Source organism: Demequina silvatica (genome assembly GCF_000971215.1).
In the GTDB taxonomy this organism is placed as follows: domain Bacteria; phylum Actinomycetota; class Actinomycetes; order Actinomycetales; family Demequinaceae; genus Demequina; species Demequina silvatica.
The window spans coordinates 95745-110777 of the sequence record NZ_BBMA01000005.1 but is presented as its reverse complement, the minus strand read 5'-3'; the positions used below and the strand labels follow the sequence as shown (position 1 = coordinate 110777).

The window sequence follows — 15033 nt, the reverse complement described above, 5'->3', positions numbered from 1 at the left end:
CACGGGATCGCCGGGGCGGGCCTTCGCCGTGCCCGGAGGCGCTACCGGACCTCCGGCACCATGTCGATCGCCCCGCACGGGCACTCCGCGGCGCAGATGCCGCAGCCCTTGCAGTAGTCGTAGTCGATCTCGTAGCGCATCCCCGGGCCGAGCTTGCGTATCGCGTCGTCGGGGCACATGCCGTAGCAGTTGTCGCACTCGAAGCACGAGCCGCACGACATGCACCGCCGCGCCTCGAATACCGCGTGCTCCGCGTCGAGGCCCGCGAGCACCTCCTCGAAGCCCGTCACCCGCCGCGCCGCCTCCAGCTCCGACCGGTGCTGCTTCGGGGCATCCGAGTAGTACCAGGGGTTCAGCCGGTCGCTGCCCGCCTCGCGCGCCACCGGCTCCGCCGGCAGCACCCGCGGAGCCAGCCACGCGTCGACCGCCTTCGCCGCCCGCGCCCCACGCCCGATCGCGTACGTCGCGGTCCGCGACCCCGGCGACACGTCGCCCGCGGCGAACACCCCCTGACGCCCGGTCATCAGCGTCACCGGATCCACCTGCACGACCCCCTCCGCGACCACCACGTCCGGGGCGTCGGTGAGCAGCGACAGGTCCGCGTCCTGCCCGACGGCGAGCAGCACGGTGTCCGCGTCGAGCTCCTCGAACTCGCCCGTCCCGCGCGGCACGCCATCCGTGTCCAACGCCATCCGTTCGATGGTGACGCGCGGCCCGTCGACCGCGGAGATGGTCGACAGCCACTGCACCCGCACGCCCTCGCCCACGGCGTCCGCGAGCTCCGTGGGGTGTGCGGGCATCTGCTCGCGCGTGCGCCGGTAGACCACCACCGCGTCCGACGCCCCAAGCCTTCGCGCGGTCCGCGCCGCATCCATCGCCGTGTTGCCGCCGCCGTACACCGCGACGCGCCGGCCCAGCAGCGGCGGATGACCCGAGGCCACGTCGCGCAGCACGTCGATCGCGTCCACGATCTTCGACGCCGCGCCCGCCGGGATGTCCACGTGGTGCGCGACCCCGGCCCCCACGGTCAGGACCACGGCGTCGTACTCCGCCAGCGCATCGTCCAGGCTGTCCACCCGTCGCCCGCACTCGACGCGCACCCCGGTCGCCTCGATGCGGCGGATCTCCGCCGCGAGGACGTCCCGCGGCAGCCGGTACGCGGGGATCCCGTACCGCATCATGCCTCCCGGCTCCGCGGCGGCCTCCCGCACCGTGACGGCGTGGCCCCGCTGGCGCAGTTGGTAGGCCGCGGACAGCCCTGCGGGCCCCGAACCCACCACCAGGACGCGGCGTCCGGACTGTGCGGCGGGCGCCGGCAGCGCCCAGCCTCGCTCGAGCGCGGTGTCGCCCAGGAACCGCTCGACCGCGTTGATACCGACCTCTTCATCCACCGAGGCCCGGTTGCAGGCCGTCTGGCAGGGGTGATAGCAGATGCGACCCATCACCGCCGGTAGCGGGTTGGCCGCGACCAGGCGCCGCCACGCCTTCTCGAAGCCCGCCTCGCCCTCCTGGGTGGAGCCCAGCCAGCCGCGGATGTCCTCGCCGGACGGGCAGGCCAGCGAGCACGGGGGAGCGAGGTCGACGTACACGGGGCGCTCGGTCCGCCAGGTCCCGGTGTGATACGCCAGCGAGGTGGCGGGGCCGGTCGAGACGCCGACAGTCGGGGGAGAGTCGTGGCCGCTCATCGGGCACCTCCGAGCAGGTCGTAGCGGCGGATGTTCGCCTCCGCGAGCGCGCGCCACCGCTCGAGCGCGTCCTCGCCGCCCGGCTTGAACAGGTGCGCGAACCGGGCCTGGGGGCGCAGGTACTCGGACACATCGACGCGCTCGCGGATCCGCTCCACCCCGGTGAGCTCGCCCGCGCGCGCCTCGACCACCGGGAAGATCCCCGACTGCACCGCCGCGCGCGCGAGCGCGATCGACGCCGACGATGCGGAGCCCCACCCGAGCGGGCACGGCACCAGCACGTGGAGGTAGCGGGCGCCGCGGATCGACATCGCGATGCGGACCTTCGCCTCGAGGTCGCGCAGGTCGGCGGGCGTCGCGGAGGCGACGTACGGGATCTCGTGCGCCATCGCGATCTTCACCATCGACTTGCCCTGCCCGAAGGCCTGCCCCGGATGCCGCCCGACGGCGGGAGTGGTGGCGGTGCGCGCGGTCGCCGGCGTCGCCGAGGACCGCTGGACGCCCGTGTTCATGTAGCCCTGGTTGTCGTAGCAGACGTAGAGGACGTCGTCGTTGCGCTCGAACATGCCCGACACCGCCGCGAGCCCGATGTCCACCGTCCCGCCGTCGCCGCCCTGGGCGAGCACGCGGACGTCGTCGCGACCCTGCGCGTGGAGCGACGCCGCGATCCCGGTCGCGACCGCCGCCGCGTTGGCGAACAGCGAGTGGATCCACGGCGGCTTCCACGCGCTCTCCGGGTACAGCGTCGAGAACACCTCGAGGCAGCCGGTCGCGTTCGCCACGACGAGCTTGCCGCCCGCCGCCTCGACCGCGGTGTCCATCACCCAGCGCGCGGCGAGCGCCTCCGCGCAGCCCTGACACGCCCGGTGGCCCTTGGTGAGCGAGGACGGCCGGTCCGCGTGGGACTGGACGGAGCGCTCCTCCTCGGTGAGCAGCCGCCCGCCCACCGCGAGCGTGCCGGTCTGCAGGAACGGGATGTGCACGGTGGTCATCGCGTCACCTCCGACGCGCCCGCGGCCGGCACCGGAACGCCGCCGGTCTTGAGGTCGAGGAACTCGAGCGCTCCCAGGTCCCCGGCGAGGGCGCGCCGCACCGCGTCCTGCAGGGACGCCTCGAGGATGGGTCGCCCGCCCAGCCCCGCGACCACCGAGTGGATCCGCGACCGCGTTCCCGCGAGAGCCCGCCCCACCGACCCGGTGAGCACCCCGCCCGCGCCCAGCTCGAGCGCCCGGTCCACCACCAGCACGTGACGGGACCCGCCGAGCGCATCCCGCAGCGCCGCCTCCGGGAACGGCCGGAACGAGGACACCCCCACCAGCCGCACCGGCACTCCCTCCGCCCGCAGCGGCGCGAGCGCCGCCTGCAGCGTCCCGACCACCGATCCCATCGCGACCACGGTGAGGTCGGTGGACGATGCGGGGGGCGCCTGGGCGTCCCGGTCCAGCGTGTCGGGGGAGTAGCGGGCGATCAGCCCTCCCGCCTCGCGCCCGAACGCCGCGCGGAAGCGGTCGGACCAGGCGGCGATGACGTCGGCGGCGTCGAGGAAGCGCAGGTGCTGGAGGTAGCGGGTCTCGGTGAACGACTCCGGACCGGCCATGGTGCCGATGGTGGTGGGGTGGTCGACGTCGAGCACCTGCTGCGGGCGGTACGGCGGCAGGAACGCGTCGATCTGGTCAGCGGTCGCGAGCTCGACCACGTCGGAGGCGTGGGTGAGCACGAACCCGTCCATGCACACCATCGCGGGGATCCCCAGCTCCTCGGCGGCGGCGAACGCGATGACGTGGAGATCGGCGGCCTCTTGGTTGTCTGCCGCGAACAGCTGCAGCCAGCCGGCGTCGCGCATCGCCATCGCGTCGGAGTGGTCGTTCCAGATGTTGATGGGCGCGCCCACCGCGCGGTTGGCGACGGTCATGACGATCGGCAGCCCCATCCCGGCCGCGTTGTAGACGGCCTCGGCCATGTAGAGCAGCCCCTGCGAGGCGGTCGCGGTGTACGCGCGCGACCCGGCGGCGGACGCGCCGATCGCGACCGACATCGCGGAGAACTCGGACTCCACGTTGACGTACTCGCAGTCGGCCAGCTCGCCGGTGCGCGCCATCACGGACAGCGCCTCGACGATGTGGGTCTGCGGGGAGATCGGGTACGCGCACACCACCCCGGGGCGGCAGCGCGCCACGGTGCGGGCCACGGCCTGCGAGCCCTCGAGCACCTCACGCATGGTCCGCCCCCTCCCGGGTGAGGGCCGTACGGACGTGGGCGAACGCATCGTCCGCCGCTTGGGCGTTCGCCTCGCCCACCGATCCGGGGAACCGGTCCCTGAACACGGCCTTCACCGCGTCGAGCGTGATGTCGTCCGATGCCGCGGCGTACGCCGCGAGCATCGCGGCCGCGGGCTTGGGCCGTCCCAGCCGCGCGAGGGCGATGCGCAGCGCGGGGACCGTGAGGACCGTCGCGTCGACGTCCGTGGCGCCGGCGGCCTCGCGCACGTCCACGGCGTCGGCCTCGGTGTTGACCACCACGATCCCGCCGGGAGCGAGGCCCGCGAACGGGTGCTCCGAGGCGAGCAACGTGGGGTCCTGGACCAGCACCACGTCGGGCGCGAGCACCGGTTCCCGGGTGCGCAGCGGGACGTCGGCGAACCGGCAGTAGGCGACCACGGGCGCGCCTGTGCGCTCGGATCCGAAGGACGGGATGGCCTGCGCCTCGTGGCCGGCGAGGAAGCCCGCGCGGGCGAGCATCTCCGCGGCCGTGACGACCCCTTGGCCGCCGCGCCCATGGATCCTCACCTGCCTCATGGGGTCCTCCGACCGGCACCGCGTCGCGGCCCGGCACCCGTGGCGGGCCACCCCTTCACGGTATGCCGGTGGGGGTGTCGTGGGCGGGACCGAGGTCCCGGGGGTCAGACCCCGGCGGTCTCCCGCTCGGGTTCCGCGGGTGGCGCGTCCTGCTGCGCCTGCGCCCGCCGGGCCTGCTCGGGGATGAAGCGGAACACCGCCCACGCGGTCAGGGCGATCACGCCGAAGCCGCCCACGATCAGCAGCCAGGTGAGCAGCGGGGTCTGGGACTCCTGCCAGTCGTCCCCGGTGGGGACCGCGATGATCACGAACGCCGCCGCCGCCACGAAGTAGGCGGCGCCCCAGGCGCGACGGTTCCAGTCGTGGATGGCCTTGCCGTCCAGATAGGTGAAGGGCAGCAGGCCCACCACGAGCGCGGCGAGAGTCTCGAGCACGATCCCGGCGAGGGTCTCCTCGAGCAGGATCACCGCGGTGCCCGGCTCGCCCGTGAAGAACGTCTCGAGCAGGCTGAGCAGCAGCCACGCCACCAGGCCCAGCGTGAAGGCGGACGCGACGCCGACCAGCGCGAGCCGTCCCTCGTTGCGCGCGGAGAGCGCCCGGCCGTACTGGACCGTCACCACGGCTCCGAAGAGCAGCGCCGGCTCGACCTGCAGGAGCTGGGAGATCACCACGGACACCGCGACCACCACGAGCGCGCCCGGCATCGGCATGATCCGCCCGGGCGTGCGGAGGCGTCGCCGCGCGGCGACCAGGCGTCCCGCGTTGAGGCCCAGGTTGAGCGCGGTCAGCGACAGGAACAGGCTGACGAACGTGATCGCGGCCTCCCTGCCGAAACCCCAGCCCGTCTGGCCGAACCCGAGGATGAGCGTCGCCACCGCGACGGTGATGCCGCTCAGCAGCCACGGCCGGCGGAGCGCGCGCGGTAGCAGGTGCCAGCGTGTGCGGCGGGTGCGGCGCGCGGTCCAACCGAATGCGCGGCCGTAGTTCTCGGTAAGGGTGGACTGGAGGAGCTCCGCCGGGATCGCCGCGAGCAGCAGGAACGCCGAGGCGAGGGTCGCGGTCGCCGCGACCTTGAGCGGGGTGAAGTGGAGGTCCGCCAGCGTCGGCACCGTGGGCGAGAGCCACTGGTAGCCGCCGTCGACCGTCACCGCCGCGGACGCGGAGGAGGGGGCGAAGCCCTCGGCGGTGAGGGTCGCGACCACGTGGTGGTCGCCCGGCTCGGCGGCGGCGGGCACCGCCACGGTCATGGTGAGGTCGCCGGTCGCGGACACGGTGCCCGCGCCCATCTCCAGCGGCGTCGAGTGCAGGTCGACGGTGACCTCGCCGCCCGCCGGCAGGCCGCCGGCGCGGATCCGGATGCGGTCGCCCGGGCTCAGGGTCCTGCCGTCGAGCGAGAGGCCGTCCTCGCCCGCGAGGTCGAAGCTCCACGCGAGCGTCAGCGGCGTGGGGGTCACGGGAGCGAGGGCGACCGGCTCCGCGGCGGGCTCGGGGCGCTCTCGCGTGCGCTTCTTCTTGGTCTCCGCGACCGCGACGGGCGCGACCCACCAGGTGACGGGCGCGACCCAGGAGGTTTCGGGCGGGTCCTGGACCGCGGGCGGCGCGGGCGTGCGGTCCGGTGCCGGCTCGCGGTCCGGTGCCGGCTCGCGGGGGGTAGGGGAGGGCGCCGGGTATCCGGTCTCGAGCCCGGTCGCCATCGCGCTCGCGGGCGCCAGCACCAGCCCGAGCAGCGCCACCGCGATCGCGGCGGCCAGCACGGCTGCGCGCGTCGCTCCGGCGCGGCGCGCGTGCCTCCATGAACCTGTCAGCATGGTCCCCCTCGACCGGCGACCCGCGTGAGAGCGCGAGGGACGCGCCGGCCCCCGAGGGGCAGGTTAAGCCCATTCGCGTGTCCGATATGTAGGGAATGCGAAGATTTAACGCGCGCGAAACACGGGGCCCCAGCCTCTACTGTCGTGACATGGCCCCCACGCACCATCCCGTCGTCGCCGCCGCACCGCCGCTGATCGTGGTGATGGGACCCTCCGCGACCGGGAAGTCCACGGTCGGGGCGGCGCTCGCCGCGGCGCTCGGCGTGCCGTTCATCGACGGCGACGACCTCCACCCGGCGGAGAACGTCGCGAAGATGGCGGCCGGCGTCCCGCTCGAGGATGCGGACAGGTGGCCGTGGCTCGATCGGGTGGGGCGCACGTTGGACGATGCGGCGGCCGGGGGAGGCGCCGTGGTCGCCTGCAGCGCCCTCAAGCGGGCCTACCGGGACCGCATCCGCGCGGCCGCTCCGGGGGCGCGCTGCGTCGAGCTCGCGATCAGCGAGGAGGAGGCACTGCGACGCTCGTCCGCGCGCGCGTCCCACTTCATGCCTCCCGCGCTGGTCGCGTCGCAGTTCGCCACGCTCGAGCCGCTCGCGCCCGACGAGCCCGGCGTGCGCGTCGACGCGACGCAGCCCGTGGCGCGGATCGTGGAGAGCGCGCTAGCGTCGCTCGTGTGACCGGCTACGAGTTCGAGGCGACCCTCTACGCGTGGGACGCCCGCACGGATACCTGGATCTTCGCGGACCTGCCGTTCGACATCGCCGACGAGATCGAGGACGCCCAGACCGGGCCGCGTCGCGGGTTCGGCGCCGTCAAGGTCGAGGTCGCGATCGGCGCCACCACGTGGCGGACCAGCATCTTCCCGTCCAAGGAGCGGCGCACGTTCGTGCTGCCCGTCAAGCGCGCGGTCCTCAAGGCCGAGTCGCTCGAGCCGGGCGCGACGGCGTCGCTGAGGCTCACCCCGCTGTCATGACCCGCGCGCACGCGACGCCGGCGCCGGCCAGCCCTTTCGTCGCGTCGTGGGTGGCCGTCGCCGTCGACGTGCCGCTCTACACGGTGCTCGGCACCGCCTTCGCGTATGCGGGCGCCCAGGTCTGGGAGGCGCTGACCGACGCGGACGCGGAGGTCCGAGCGACGCTCGACGCGACGGAGGCCGCGGTGCTCGCGACCACCGCGCTCATCGTGGTGGTGGGGATCGCGGCGGTCGCCCACACGGTGGGCCGCTGGGTCCACACGCGCACCGGGTCGCTGCCGACTTCCGCTGCGGCGGGTCGGTTCGCCCTCATGGGCGGCCTGCTCGGGCTGCTGCCCGCCGCGGCGGTGGCCGCGCTGAGCGGTGAGCCCGCGGCGATCGCCTTCGTCGCCATCGCGATCGTGGCGCCGTGCGCGCTGGTCGCCGGCCTCACGCGCGCGCTTCTGCCCCGCGTGTGGCGCTCGGAGACGGTGTTCACCGGCTTCGCCATCGCCGCGGTCATCTCGGTGCTGCTGGCGTGCGCCGTGCTGGCGCTGCTGGGGACGGCGTGGCCGCTCGGCGGGGCGCCGGACTGACGGCCGCGTCCCCTGCCACACTGAAGGCGTGGGCGCCACCGCTGCCGCCCGATCGGAGGGATCTGATGTCCAGCACCGACACCGACGTCTCACCCACGGCGCGCGCCCTCGGCGGCGCGCAGGCCTCGTGGCTCGCGACCGCGATCGGGATCCCGCTCTACGGACTCATCGCCCTGGGCTGCGCGCTCGCGGCGGCGCCGCTGGCGAACGCGCTCGCGCCGGACACCGCCGGCATGGAGGGTCTCGCGATGTTCGTGGCGGTGGCGATCGTCAACGTGATCGTCGCGGTGATCGGGGTGCCGGTGATCGCGCACACGCTCGGCCGTTGGGTGTTCGCCCGCACCGCGCACGCGTCCACCCGGGCGGCGTCGCGCGGCTTCGCGGTGATGGGTGCGCTGCTCGCCGTGCCGCTGGTGGTCTTCATCTCGCTGGGACAGTCGCTGCACGCGGTGGGCGGGCTCTACACGGCGCTCGCGATCGGGGTGCCGTGCGGCGTGACCGCGGGACTCACCCGCGCGATCCTGCCGTGGGTCGCGGCCACCCCCGCGCGCCGCGGGTGGGCGGGAGCGATCGGCGCCGCCGGGCTGTTCGCGGTGGTGTGGTGGGCGATCGTGGTCCTCTTCGGCCCCGGCTTCTGAGCCCCGGGTCTAGGACCGCAGCAGCTCCGCCACCACCTGCGGCACCGCGGTCGCGACGTCGAGCGCCGCCAGGGGTCCGCCGTCCGAGGCGCGCTCGGCGGCCCGCGCGTGCACCCACGACGCGCTCGCGCCCGCGACGTCCGCCGTGAGGCCCGACGCCAGCAGCGCTCCGGCGATCCCCGCGAGCACGTCGCCAGCGCCCGCCGTCGCGAGCCACGCGGGCGCCTCGGGCAGCTCGATCGCCGCGCCGCCGGGGGAGACGATCAGCGTGACCGCCCCCTTGAGCAGCACCGTCGCCCGCGCCGTCTCGGCGAGCAGCCGCGCGTGGCCCACCCGGTCCCGCTCGACGTCCGCGGGGGTGACGTCGTGCCGCAGCGCCTCGAGCGTGCGCACCAGCTCGCCCGCGTGCGGCGTGAGGAGCACGCGCTCCGCGCCCACCGCGCGCACGCCGGCCGCGCGCGCCCGCGCGACGGTCTCGAGCGCTCCCGCGTCGACCACCATGGGCGCGGACTCCGCGATCACCGCGCCGATCGCCGCGTCCTGCTCCGGATAGTCGGAGACCCCGGGCCCGAGCACCCAGGCCTGCGCGCGCGGGACGCGTTCGGCCACGTCGACGGGGTGGTGGACCACCGCCTCGGGACGGTGAGCGAGCACCAGATCCTGCGCGCGCGCCGGCCCGACGTAGCGCACCATCCCGGCGCCGCTCCGGATCGCACCCGAGACCACGAGCGCGGCCGCGCCCGGGTACGCCTCGGAGCCCGCGATCACCCCGAGCACGCCGCGCGAGTACTTGTCGTCCGCGGCGCCGGGGACCGGCCAGGCGGCCGCGACGTCGGCGCGCTCCCAGCGGCGCATCGGGGTCAACGGGCCAGGGACAGCGCGTAGAGGTCGGAGTGCATCCACTGGCCGTCGCGCTCGACGTCGTTCTCGATGCGCCGCACCAGGGAAAGGCCCAGGTGCGCCATCACCTTGGCGGAGGCCTTGTGCTCGGGCCGGCAGCGCGCGTGGACCTGCCGGAGCTCGTCCTCCTTGATGAGCGCCTCGATGACGGCGCGCACCGCCTCGGTCGCGATGCCGCGTCCCCACAGGTCGCGGCGCACCACCCAGCCCAGCTCGCGCACCCCCGGGCTCGCGTCGAGCGGGCCACGGTCCTCGCCGTAGACGCCCACCCCGCCCACCACCGTGCCGGCGGGGATGGCGCCCGCCGCACCCACCGCATCGTCCCTCAGCGTGATCGCCCAATGCGAGGGGATACCGGCGGATTCGGCGTGCGCGACCCACGCCCGCGTGTCCTCCTCCGAGTTGGGTCCCCACTCGGTGAACCGGCACACGGCGGGGTCCGAGGCGTAGACGTGGACGTCCGCGGCATCCTCCGTGGTGAACGGCCGTAGCAGGAGTCTCGCGGTCTCGAGCGTCATATCCCGACGATACGCCCACGTCCCGGGCGTGGGAGGATACCGCCATGGCAATGCGTGACATCCGAGTCGTGGGAGACCCCGTCCTCCGCACCCCCTGCGAGCCCATCACCGTGGTCGACGACCGCGTGCGGCAGCTGGTCGAGGACCTGGTCGAGACCGTGGACCACGACGGCCGCGCGGGGCTCGCCGCGAACCAGATCGGCGTGTCGCTGCGGGCGTTCTCGTGGAACATCGACGGAGAGATCGGCTACATCCTCAACCCCGACATCGTCGAGGTGAGCGAGGACTACCAGGAGCTGGGGGAGGAGGGCTGCCTCTCGGTGCCCGGCCTCTGGTACCCGTGCGAGCGGCCCGCGTACGCGCGCGCCGTCGGCACCGACCTCAACGGCGACAAGGTCGAGATCGACGGCGAGGAGATCTGGGCGCGCCTCATCAAGCACGAGGTCGACCACCTCGACGGCCACCTCTACCTGGACCGCCTGCGCAAGGACGTGCGCAAGAAGGCGATGCGGGAGCTGCGCGAGTCCCTCGAGCAGGGCTGACTCAGCCCTCGAGGTCGATCCCGACGTCCGCGACCACCACGCGTCCGGCCGCGGCGGACGCCGGCGCCTCCACGAGGCAGCGCTTGGGCGCCGTGAACGTGACGGTGACGTCCGCGACCACGTGACGGGGCGGCGCGTCGGGCGAGTCGCGGGCGGGCACCTCCGCGGAGTCCGCCGCGAGGCCCGACGGCACGTCCACCGCCACGATGGGCCGCCCGGCGTCCACGGCGCGCCCGAGGATCCCGTAGGCCGCGTCCGGCAGCCCCAGGCGGCCGCCGATGCCGGAGAAGCCGTCGATCACCAGGTCGGCGTCGAGGACCCGCTCGCGACCGAGCGGGAAGTCCACCCCGGACAGCGCACCCGGCCCGGCGGCCTCCGCGAGCAGGCGCGCGCCGCGCTCGTGGACCCGGTCGCCCACCGCGACCGCCACCACGAGCGCGCCACGCCCGGCGAGCAGCGCCCCCGCGAGCAGCGCGTCGCCTCCGTTGTTGCCCGGCCCCGCGACCACGCACACCCCCAGCCGCTCGAGCGGCAGCCCGCGCTCCGAGGCCAACCCGACCGCGGCATCGGCCACCGCGACCGCGGCCCGGTCCATCAGCACGTCCTCCGGGACCTCGCGCATGGTGCGCGCCTCCGCGGCCCGCAGGTCCGCGACCGTGACGATGTTCTCGCTGGTGCCCATGCCCTCCACCCTCGCACGAGCCTCCGACACTCGCGGCGCGGCGCTGGCGCATCCCGCCCGGGTGAGGCAGAATCGTGACCGCACACCCGGTGCAACCGGCAGTTTCTTTTCGAGGTCGTAGGGGAAGACGCACCTCAGAGGAAGGAAAAGGTCATGGCTGCAATCACCCGTGGTGTCCTTTTCGTGCACTCCGCGACCCGCGCGATGACTCCGCACATCGAGTGGGCCGCCCAGGGAGTGCTGGGTTCGCGCGCCCAGTTCGACTGGACCGACCAGCCCGCCGGCTCCGGCCTGCTCCGCGCCGAGGTGGCGTGGCAGGGCCAGCAGGGCACCGGCGCGCAGCTCGCGTCCGCGCTGCGCGGCTGGGAGCACGTCCGCTACGAGGTCACCGAGGAGCCGTCCTTCGGCGCCGACGGCGGCCGCTGGTCGCACACGCCGTCGCTCGGGATCTTCCACGCCGTCATCGACGTCCACGGCAACACGGTGGTGCCCGAGGACCGCATCCGCGCCGCGCTCGACAACGGCGCCACCATGGGCGACTTCGCGCGCGCCATGGACCTCGCGCTCGGGACCGCCTGGGACCAGGAGCTCGAGCCCTTCCGCTACGCGGGCCACGGCGCGCCGGTGCGCTGGCTCCACCGGGTCGGCTGACCCGCGGGTGTCAGAACTCGTGTGGGCGGTCACCAGGAGCGTTAGGGTGAAGGTGTGACAGAGCACCGCCGCCCCGGGCGCCCCCAGATCGCGGATCCCGACCAGATCGCACGCATCGCCGCGACCCTGTTCGCCGAGCGCGGCTACGCGGCGGTGTCCATGGACGACATCGCCGAGCGGTCCGGCGTGTCGCGGCGCACGCTGTTCCGCCACTTCACCAACAAGGCGGACCTGGTGTGGCGCGACTTCTTCGCCACCTACCGGCGCCTGGCCGAGCTCCTCGAGGACCCGGCGACCGCGCCCGGCATGTCCGGCCTGCGCGCCGCGATGCGCCAGACGCTCGGCGTCCCGTCCGAGGAGGAGGAGATCTCCCGGGTGCGGCTCCAGATCATCGGCGCATCCGCGGAGGTGTTCGCTGCCGGCATCCGCGGGCTCGGGGACATGACGGAGGAGCTGTCGCGCCACTTCGCCAAGGGCGGCGCGTATGCCGAGGACAGCCTCGAGGCGCGCACCGCGGGCCACGCCGTCACCAGCGCCATCATCGCCTCGGCCGTGTGGTGGGCGGGCCACTCCGAGGACCCGATCGAGGACGTCCTGGACGCCGGGCTCGCGCAGCTCGAGTCCGGCCTGCACTGACGTCTGCACTGACGTCCGCCGCGGGACGCCGGGGGACGATGCGTCAGTCCAGCAGTCCCGGACGTGCCACGACCGCCTGGTAGGAGACGGTATGCCCGAGGTCGGGCTGCTCCGCTGCGACGGCGGTGAGCAGGTCCGCCTCGATGGCCGCGTCGAGGTCGACGGCGAGGCGCGCGACCTCGCGGCCGTCGGCGGTCACCACCGAGACGCCCGACTCGCTGCACCCCCAGGACACGGCCCAGAAGGACTCGTCCTGGTCGAGCGGCCGTGCCGAGCCGGTGCAGCGCGACTCGCGGCCCGACGGGTCCTCGACCACGCTCTCGACGGTCGCCGTCGCATCCGAGACCGAGAACACCACGAACCGCGCGGGGCCCGCGCCTCCCGAGCCGTTGTCGAACACGGAGAAGCGGTGGTCGCCCAGCCATCGGAAGTCGTGCTGCCCGCTGAGCACCGGGCGGTCGCCCAGCAGCCCGTCGGGGTCCTCCACGGCGAGCGCGGCATCCGTCGCGTCGATCCCGAAGGTCCAGAGGATCGCGCCCGAGGCGACGTCGATCGCCATCACCGTGCTCGGGTGGCGCATCGACACGTACGCCACCTCGCCCGTGGCGTCGGGCTGCACGGAGTTGCAGTGGAAGGGGTCGGCGGGCTCGTAGAGGGGCGTGGTCGCGGCGGTGTCGAGGGTCGCGTCGGGGACGTGATCGAGCGCCGACCACTCCCACACCGCCTCGCCGTCGCGCACGTGCACCACCTCGCAGTCGAGGATCCGCTCGAGCGGCTCGTCCTGCTCGCCCAGGCCGCACGGGTGGAGGGCGCCGTCGCACGGGACGGGGACGTAGCGCAGCGCCCAGAACCCGGCGCCGTCCGGGTCCGGCTCGATCGCGTGGTGGTCGAGGTCGAGCGCCTCGGCGGATTCGTCGATCTCCGCGCCAGCCCCGGAGAGCGCGGTGGGGCGCGCGCAGAACGCGTAGCCGCCGTTGTCGGAGACGCACGCACGGCTGAGCCCCATCAGCGAGTCCTCCGTGGCGCCCAGCGCCGCGAGGCTCGCTCCGGTGACGTCGACGACCTTCAGGGGCTCCAGGTCGCCGCCCAGCTCGATCAGCGCCTGGGTGCCCTGGGTCAGCAGGGGAGCGGCGACGTAGATCGACGCGTCGAGCGCGGCGGCCTCCTTCGCGAGCCGCTCGTCGACCACGGTGCGCTGAAGGGCGTACCCGGCCAGCGCATCGTCCTCGGGGACGGCGGGCGCGTGCGTGGGCGATGAGGTCGCGTCGCCCACGCCGCACGCGGCCAGCGCGAGCGCGCACACCAGCATCAGCCCTGCGTGGATGGGGCGCCTCACGCCCCGAACGTAACCCCGATCAGGCGCCGAAGACCAGCGCGACGTTGTGGCCGCCGAAGCCGAAGGAGTTGTTGATGGCCGCGATCTGGCCCGCGGGCAGCGCGCGCGGGGTGTCGCGGACCAGGTCCACCTGGAGCTCGGGGTCGGGCTCGGTGACGTTGATGGTCGGGGGAGCCTGACGCGTCTCGAGGGCCTTGACGGTGAAGACGGACTCGAGCGCGCCCGCGCCGCCCAGCAGGTGGCCGGTCATCGACTTGGTCGCGGACAGCAGCACCTGGTCCGCGTGCGAACCGAGCAGCGTGCGGATGCCGCGTGCCTCGATCATGTCGCCCACGGGGGTCGAGGTGGCGTGCGCGTTGACGTGCGCGACGTCGGCGGTGGTGAGGCCGGCACGCTCGAGCGAGAGCTGCATGGCCTTGGTCTGTCCGGCGCCGTTGGGCTCGGGCGCGGCGATGTGGTGGGCATCGGCCGTCATGCCGACGCCGAGGACGTTCGCGTAGACGCGCGCGCCGCGTGCCTTCGCGTGCTCCTCCGACTCGAGGATCAGGACGCCGGAGCCTTCACCCATGACGAACCCGTCGCGGCTCACGTCGTAGGGGCGGGACGCGCCCTGCGGGTCGTCGTTGCGCTTGGACAGCGCCTGCATCGCGGCGAACGAGGAGATGGGCAGCGGGTGGATGGCCGCCTCGGTGCCGCCGCAGATCACCACGTCGGCGCGGCCCGACTGGATCATCTCGAAGCCCATGCCGATCGCCTCGGCGCCGGAGGCGCACGCGGAGACGGGCGAGTGCGAGCCCGCGCGAGCCTTGAACTCGAGAGACACGTAGGCGGTCGGGGAGTTGGGCATCAGCATGGGCACGGTGAGGGGCAGCACGCGCGCGGCGCCGCGGTCCCTCACCGTGTCCCACGCGTTCAGCATCGTCCACACGCCGCCGATGCCGGAGGAGACGATGCTCCCCAGGCGGTCGGGGTCCACCCCGTCCTCGCCGAAGCCGGCGTCGGCCCAGGCCTCGCGCGCGGCCACGATCGCCATCTGGGCGGACGGGTCCATGCGCTTGGTCTCGGGACGCGACAGCACCTCGGACGGCTGCACCACCAGCTGACCGGCGAAGGTCACGGGGACGCCGTACTTCTCCGCCCAGTCGTTCTCCAGCGTGCGCACGCCGGAGCGGCCGGCAAGCGCGGCCTCCCAGGTGCTCGCGACATCCCCGCCGAGCGGCGAGGTGGTGCCGAGTCCGGTGACGACGACGTTCATGGGCGGTCCTCCGAGAGGGTGAGGGGGAAGGGGACGGTG

17 protein-coding genes are annotated in these 15033 nt (G+C 74.2%); 7 read left to right on the top strand and 10 right to left on the bottom strand.

All coding sequences use genetic code 11. The features are described from left to right. Positions 1-41: 41 nt before the first annotated feature. The 5 genes from AOM05_RS08030 to AOM05_RS08010 all read right to left on the bottom strand — a co-directional run bounded on the left by AOM05_RS08030 (position 42) and on the right by AOM05_RS08010 (position 6288). The gene (locus AOM05_RS08030) at positions 42-1685 is read right to left on the bottom strand and encodes an NAD(P)-binding protein (protein WP_062521079.1); all 1644 of its coding nucleotides are present in this window, start codon (positions 1683-1685) and stop codon (positions 42-44) included. Further along, positions 1682-2677 carry a thiamine pyrophosphate-dependent enzyme gene (locus AOM05_RS08025; protein WP_062521077.1) on the bottom strand — a complete coding sequence of 332 codons (996 nt, stop codon included), beginning with the start codon at positions 2675-2677 and terminating at the stop codon, positions 1682-1684. Before AOM05_RS08025 ends, AOM05_RS08030 begins: the two co-directional genes overlap by 4 nt. After that, entirely contained in the window at positions 2674-3903 is a 1230-nt protein-coding gene (locus tag AOM05_RS08020) for a transketolase C-terminal domain-containing protein (protein WP_062521075.1), read from the bottom strand. The genes AOM05_RS08025 and AOM05_RS08020 overlap by 4 nt, the downstream gene beginning before the upstream one ends. Then, complete coding sequence (locus AOM05_RS08015; protein WP_062521073.1) at positions 3896-4480, bottom strand: 2-oxoacid:acceptor oxidoreductase family protein; 585 nt, start codon at positions 4478-4480, stop codon at positions 3896-3898. The genes AOM05_RS08020 and AOM05_RS08015 overlap by 8 nt, the downstream gene beginning before the upstream one ends. 104 nt (positions 4481-4584) lie before the next feature. Beyond that, the gene (locus AOM05_RS08010; RefSeq protein ID WP_156165112.1) at positions 4585-6288 is read right to left on the bottom strand and encodes a hypothetical protein; all 1704 of its coding nucleotides are present in this window, start codon (positions 6286-6288) and stop codon (positions 4585-4587) included. A gap of 149 nt (positions 6289-6437) precedes the next feature. On the opposite strand from AOM05_RS08010, the gene AOM05_RS08005 reads away from it, so the two are divergent. The 4 genes from AOM05_RS08005 to AOM05_RS07990 all read left to right on the top strand — a co-directional run bounded on the left by AOM05_RS08005 (position 6438) and on the right by AOM05_RS07990 (position 8474). Then, on the top strand, positions 6438-6965 hold the full coding sequence (locus tag AOM05_RS08005; RefSeq protein ID WP_062521069.1) for a gluconokinase: 528 nt from the start codon (positions 6438-6440) through the stop codon (positions 6963-6965). Beyond that, positions 6962-7261, top strand: coding sequence for a DUF1905 domain-containing protein (locus AOM05_RS08000; protein ID WP_062521066.1), 300 nt, complete (start codon positions 6962-6964; stop codon positions 7259-7261). Before AOM05_RS08005 ends, AOM05_RS08000 begins: the two co-directional genes overlap by 4 nt. Continuing rightward, positions 7258-7836: a hypothetical protein gene (locus AOM05_RS07995; RefSeq protein WP_062521064.1), complete on the top strand. Its 579-nt coding sequence runs from the start codon at positions 7258-7260 to the stop codon at positions 7834-7836. Before AOM05_RS08000 ends, AOM05_RS07995 begins: the two co-directional genes overlap by 4 nt. A 65-nt stretch (positions 7837-7901) precedes the next feature. Then, positions 7902-8474, top strand: a complete 573-nt coding sequence (locus AOM05_RS07990) for a hypothetical protein (protein ID WP_062521062.1) — start codon at positions 7902-7904, stop codon at positions 8472-8474. A 9-nt stretch (positions 8475-8483) separates the two neighbouring features. Here AOM05_RS07990 and AOM05_RS07985 read toward each other — a convergent pair whose 3' ends face one another. Both AOM05_RS07985 and AOM05_RS07980 read right to left on the bottom strand, forming a co-directional pair. Next, positions 8484-9329 carry an NAD(P)H-hydrate dehydratase gene (locus AOM05_RS07985; RefSeq protein WP_062521060.1) on the bottom strand — a complete coding sequence of 282 codons (846 nt, stop codon included), beginning with the start codon at positions 9327-9329 and terminating at the stop codon, positions 8484-8486. Between the two features lie 5 nt (positions 9330-9334). Continuing rightward, positions 9335-9892 carry a GNAT family N-acetyltransferase gene (locus tag AOM05_RS07980; protein ID WP_062521058.1) on the bottom strand — a complete coding sequence of 186 codons (558 nt, stop codon included), beginning with the start codon at positions 9890-9892 and terminating at the stop codon, positions 9335-9337. Between the two features lie 44 nt (positions 9893-9936). Between AOM05_RS07980 and def the strand changes: the two genes are divergently transcribed. After that, a complete protein-coding gene (gene def / locus AOM05_RS07975; RefSeq protein ID WP_062521056.1) occupies positions 9937-10434 on the top strand; it encodes a peptide deformylase in 498 nt (165 codons plus the stop codon). A gap of 1 nt (position 10435) precedes the next feature. Here the strand turns inward: def and AOM05_RS07970 are convergent, their stop codons facing one another. Continuing rightward, positions 10436-11116 carry an NAD(P)H-hydrate epimerase gene (locus tag AOM05_RS07970; protein ID WP_062521053.1) on the bottom strand — a complete coding sequence of 227 codons (681 nt, stop codon included), beginning with the start codon at positions 11114-11116 and terminating at the stop codon, positions 10436-10438. Positions 11117-11269: 153 nt separating this feature from the next. Here AOM05_RS07970 and AOM05_RS07965 point away from each other — a divergent pair, with 153 nt between their 5' ends. Next, complete coding sequence (locus AOM05_RS07965; protein ID WP_062289286.1) at positions 11270-11767, top strand: DUF3145 domain-containing protein; 498 nt, start codon at positions 11270-11272, stop codon at positions 11765-11767. Positions 11768-11821: 54 nt separating this feature from the next. Next, a complete protein-coding gene (locus AOM05_RS07960) occupies positions 11822-12403 on the top strand; it encodes a TetR/AcrR family transcriptional regulator (protein WP_062521051.1) in 582 nt (193 codons plus the stop codon). Between the two features lie 43 nt (positions 12404-12446). On the opposite strand, the gene AOM05_RS07955 is transcribed toward AOM05_RS07960, so the two are convergent. After that, positions 12447-13739 carry an arylsulfotransferase family protein gene (locus AOM05_RS07955; protein WP_156165110.1) on the bottom strand — a complete coding sequence of 431 codons (1293 nt, stop codon included), beginning with the start codon at positions 13737-13739 and terminating at the stop codon, positions 12447-12449. Positions 13740-13758: 19 nt separating this feature from the next. Continuing rightward, complete coding sequence (fabF, locus tag AOM05_RS07950; protein WP_062521047.1) at positions 13759-14994, bottom strand: beta-ketoacyl-ACP synthase II; 1236 nt, start codon at positions 14992-14994, stop codon at positions 13759-13761. Between the last annotated feature and the right edge of the window lie 39 nt (positions 14995-15033).